Consider the following 4529-nt stretch of genomic DNA (forward strand, 5'->3'; position numbering starts at 1 on the left):
TAAAATATCTAACATTTTATTAAAAGTGGCTTGTTTTATTCCTGTTAATCGGAATAATTCTTTATCATTAATAAAATCAAATTTATCAAATTTCATAATTTTAGATTCCTATAATTTCTATTTTAAATATATTTTATAGGAATTTTAAAATAACTAGGTTATGCAAGAAGTCTAATGAAYATGTTGAAKTAAAAAATATGATATTGATAAAATTAAAAATACAAGTTTAGAAACTTTATTCTTAACTGGTATTAAAGAAAAATTAATTACTTCCGATGAAGATAAAGCAAAATATTTAGATGAAGAAATAAATATTAAAAAAGAATATTTTGAGGAAAACAAAAATGTTTCATTAGCAGTGAAAATTAATTTTAATGGTTCAAGTTATAATCTATCATTTACATTTAAGACAGCGTAGCAAGTACCATAGAGATTATTCTCCCTCGTTTATTAATTAAAAAGTATTTACATAAAAAACAAAAATCAACTTTTGAGCATCTAAAATAAAGTAGACATAAAAAATAAAAATTATGTTAAAACTTTATTAAAGAGATGTTCTTTTTATATGAAAAAACAAAATAACAAAGAACTTAAAAGATGAAAAAATTAGAATGCGACTATGGATTATAAGTTAAAAATGGAAATAAGAAACATTCTATTGCCAATAAATAATTAGAGTTAATAACAAAAAGAATTATATGAATATCCAAAAAATAAATTAATCACCTGTTAGGAAAACAAAAGTCTATTTAAAAAATGTCCAAAAAAAAGTTACTAATCCAGGCAAAGTCTTGTTACTATTTTTGGGATAAAACCATTAAATTTATGGCTATTAAAAAAATACTTACTTTATTCCAACGTTAACTAGTTTACGAATAATACTTATTGTTTTTACTAAGAAAAAAGATTATAATATTAATTAAGGAGGATTTGATATGGCCATATTTAATAATAAGAAGCCAACTTTTGTATCAATGGATTTAGGAACAGCTTACACTCTGGTTTATATTTCAGGGAGTGGAATTGTTTATAATGAACCATCCATTGTGGCATATAAAATTAAAGAAAATCGGATTATTGCTGTCGGAAATGAAGCATATAAAATGATTGGAAAAGGAAATAAAACAATTAGAATTGTTCGACCAATGGTTGATGGAGTTATTACAGATATTCGTGCAACAGAAGCACAATTAAAGTATATTTTTAATCGTCTAAAAGTTACCAAACAATTAGCTAATTCAATTATGTTATTAGCTTGTCCATCAGTTATTACCGAATTAGAAAAAAATGCTTTGAGAAAAATTGCGATGAATCTAGGCGCAACAAAAGTTTTTGTTGAAGAAGAAGTTAAAATGGCTGCGTTAGGTGGTGGGGTTGATATTTATAAACCTTTTGGTAATTTAGTGATTGATATGGGAGGAGGAACAACAGATATTGCGGTTCTTGCTTCAGGGGATATTGTATTATCAAAATCAGTTAAAGTTGCTGGAAATTATTTAAATGATGAAATTCTAAAATATGTTCGTTCTCAATATGGTTTAGAAATTGGAATTAAAACAGCAGAAATGATTAAGATTGAAATTGGTTCATTAGCAAAATATGGTGATGAACGAAAAATGAAAGTGTATGGACGTGATGTTGTTTCAGGATTACCACGAGAAATTGAGTTGACGCCAGAAGAAATCCGGGAAGTTTTAAAAGTTCCAGTATCACGAATTATTGATTTAGCAGTTCAAGTCTTAGAAGAAACACCGCCAGAATTAGCAGGAGATATTTTCCGCAATGGAATTACCATTTGTGGTGGTGGTGGTTTAATCAAAGGAATTGATCACTACTTTGAAGACACATTACAATTACCAGCCAAAATTGGTGAACAACCATTATTAGCAGTTATTAATGGAACAAAAAAATTTGAATCAGATATTTATGATATTATTCGCCAAGAACATCAGAAAACAAAAAAATTAGATTATTAAGAATTTTACAAGTTGCTATAAGAATTAACGAGCATATCAAAATAGCAAATATGGTCAGCATAGAGCAACTATGAATTAAAATCAAAACCAATAATATTGCCAAGGTTAGCATTGGTTTATTATAAAACTGATAATTATCAGTTTTTTTATGTTATGATGTAAAAAAATACTTAGGAGCGAAAAAATGTTTGAACCATTAGCATTTGTCTTACGACCAACCACAATAACTGATATCATTGGGCAAAGCCACCTTATTAATGATCACAATGGTGTTATTTCACGAATGTTGAAATATAATTATGCAAGTTCATTAATTTTTTATGGTGATCCGGGCGTTGGAAAGAGTAGTATTGCTCGAGCATTAGCCAATGATTTACAACTTGAGTATGCAATTTTTAATGCTGAAATTGATAAAAAACAAGATTTAGAAAAAATTATTAAGCAAGCAGCAAATTTTGAACGATTTATTATTATTGTGGAAGAAGTACATCGAATGAATAAAGATCGGCAAGATATTTTATTGCAGTATTTAGAAAATGGACACTTAATTATGTTTGCTTGTACAACAGAAAATCCTTATTTTGTGATTAATCCAGCTTTACGATTACGAGCTAATATTATTAAATTAGAACGAATTACTGTTGATAAAAGCTAACTGGCTTATAAAAAATAATTACAAAGAAAAAATTACCGTTAGCAATTACTAATGATGCGTTACTATTAATTTGTCAATTAGCAGGTGGTGATTTACGAATTGCAATTAATATATTAGAATTATGTTTAAATTTATATCCTGCAGAAGAAATTACCACAACAATTATTAATAATATTGCTCCAACGGCTAATTTAATTAATTTTGCAGAAGGTGATGAACATCATGATTTAAAATCAGCCTTGCAAAAGTCAATTCGGGGTAGTGATGTTGACGCAGCTTTACACTATTTTGCACGGTTATTAGCAAGTGGTGATCACAAAGCATTATTGCGTCGAATGTTAATTATTGCTTATGAAGATATTGGCTTGGCTAATCCAGCAATTGCGGTCCATGTCAAAACAGCAATTGATAGTTTTCGTCAAATTCGATTACCAGAGGGACGAATTCCATTAGGATTAGCAATTTTTGAAATGTGTTTAAGTGAAAAATCAAATAGTGCTTATTTAGCAACAGATCAAGCGTATGAAGATGTTTTAAAAGGTAATCTTTATCCAATCCCGCATCATTTATGGGATACAAATTATGCTTCAGCAAAAAAACTAGGAAATGGCCAGGGATACCAATATCCGCATGATTTTCCAAATGATTATGTTGCGCAACAATACCTGCCAAAGGAAATGCGCGGTATAGTTTATTATCAACCAAAATTACATAGTGTATATGAAAAACGAATTAATGAGTTATATGAACGGTTTACAAAAAAAGGCAAGTAGAACTTTTGAAAGAACTACTTGGTTTATTTTTTGTTAGTGCTAGAATAAAATTAAAGAAATAGGGATGAGAGAAATGACAGTCGTAAAAATTCATGTACCAGAATTAACATGTAGTAGTTGTGCGATGGCAATTGAAAAAAAGTTAACAAAAATTCCACAAATTAAGTTTCAAATTGGGATTGTAACAAGAACTGTTAAAATTACTTATGATGAAACAACTTTAGATAAAGAAACAATTTTTCACCAGATTAAAAAAGCCGGTTATGATTTTGATGAAATTGAAACAAAACAGTTATAAGATGGTTATTATTTAATGAAAAAGCAACAAAAAGCAAAGTTAACAAAACGGCAAATTCGAGATCTGTATGAATTAATTATTGCAATAATTTTAGATATTCCTTTATTATTGGGAATGATACCATGTTAGGACTGCTCCATAATGAATGATTACAATTAACATTTGCTAGTGTTATTTTATTTTATTGTGGCCGTCATTATTATATTAATATGTTTAATGAAATATTTCGCTGGCATTTATTAGGAATGAATACGTTAATTGGTTTGGGAACATTAATTTCATATAGTTATAGTATTTATTTAATTGCATCACGTAGTCATTATATGTTATTATTTGAAACTGCTGGAACAATTATTACTATTATGTTATTAGGTAATCTAATTAATACAAGAGTGCAACGAAAAGTAACAATGGGAATTGAAAGCGTTATTTCGTTGCAAGTTGAGCACGCTAACCGTGTAGGGAAGAACCAAACCATTGATGTTATTAATATTAAAGATGTTTAAGTTAATGATCTTTTATTAATCAAAAAAGGGGAAAAAATTCCAGTTGATGGAGTTGTTACAAAAGGGATTGCATATTTAAATGAAGCAATGTTAACTGGCGAAAGTAATATTATTGAAAAATACATTGGTGAAGAGGTAATTGGTGGAACCGTCAATATGGGTGAACCATTTTATTGTCAAGCAAAAAAAGTTGGTGCTGATACTGTTTTAGCAAATATTTCTTTAATTTTGTCGAAAACTCTTGATGAAATAAAAAAAATCATCAATATGACAATTTGAAAACTAATTTTGTGTAAGATTATGATTTTGCTTTAAATTTTT

At 28.1% G+C, this 4529-nt stretch carries 4 protein-coding genes and 1 pseudogene; all 5 read left to right on the plus strand.

Annotated elements, in window-relative coordinates:
* Nucleotides 1–935 precede the first annotated feature (935 nt).
* The 5 genes and pseudogenes from EHV01_RS03450 (at nt 936) to EHV01_RS03470 (ending at nt 4523) form a co-directional block, all read left to right on the plus strand.
* Complete coding sequence (locus EHV01_RS03450; RefSeq protein ID WP_422066214.1) at nt 936–1976, plus strand: rod shape-determining protein; 1041 nt, start codon at nt 936–938, stop codon at nt 1974–1976.
* Nucleotides 1977–2160: 184 nt separating this feature from the next.
* Nucleotides 2161–3404, plus strand: a pseudogene (locus EHV01_RS03455) (replication-associated recombination protein A).
* Nucleotides 3405–3477: 73 nt separating this feature from the next.
* Entirely contained in the window at nt 3478–3702 is a 225-nt protein-coding gene (locus EHV01_RS03460; RefSeq protein ID WP_400249253.1) for a heavy-metal-associated domain-containing protein, read from the plus strand.
* 122 nt (nt 3703–3824) lie between these two features.
* Nucleotides 3825–4208, plus strand: coding sequence for a hypothetical protein (locus tag EHV01_RS03465; RefSeq protein WP_422066215.1), 384 nt, complete (start codon nt 3825–3827; stop codon nt 4206–4208).
* A gap of 36 nt (nt 4209–4244) precedes the next feature.
* A complete protein-coding gene (locus tag EHV01_RS03470; protein WP_422066216.1) occupies nt 4245–4523 on the plus strand; it encodes a hypothetical protein in 279 nt (92 codons plus the stop codon).
* Nucleotides 4524–4529 lie beyond the last annotated feature (6 nt).

This window comes from Spiroplasma sp. hy2, assembly GCF_044714365.1.
Lineage (GTDB): Bacteria > Bacillota_I > Bacilli_A > Mycoplasmatales > Mycoplasmataceae > Spiroplasma > Spiroplasma phoeniceum.